Origin of the sequence: Mesorhizobium sp. M2E.F.Ca.ET.209.01.1.1 (assembly GCF_004010375.2) — a bacterium.
Classification (GTDB): Bacteria; Pseudomonadota; Alphaproteobacteria; order Rhizobiales; family Rhizobiaceae; genus Mesorhizobium.
The window spans coordinates 1-381 of record NZ_SADP02000367.1; the positions used below are offsets into that span (position 1 = coordinate 1).

Annotated in this window: 1 pseudogene; it reads right to left on the reverse strand. The window is 60.6% G+C overall.

Going from position 1 to position 381, the window contains the following annotated elements:
* Window positions 1-381: pseudogene (locus EN852_RS36020) on the reverse strand (pilus assembly protein CpaC); the annotation flags it as partial.

Below are 381 nucleotides of genomic sequence, written 5' to 3' on the forward strand. Positions count from 1 at the left end.
GCTCACCATGTTGTATTCACCGCCAACCCGGAACGTCGCCTTCTCGCCAGAAACAGCAGTCAGGGTCGGCTCGGCCAGCGTCTTCATGACCCCGGACTGTTCCATGGCGTTGATATAGGCCTGCAACCCCGAGGCGCCGATCGTGAAGCCGGAATTCGACAGTTGCTTGCCGAGGCCGGTGAAATTGTCGCTGAGCGCGCCGTAGCTGATGCCGTTGCTGCCGCCGCTGCCGACCATGTTGACACCGAGCTGCTTCATCACCGAACGGCTGACTTCGGCGACCGTCACCTTCAGCGTGACCTGATCGTCACCGATGATCTGCAGCAGATTGACGATTTGGCTGACGCGGCGCTCCTGGTCAGGGTTGTTGATGTCGACACC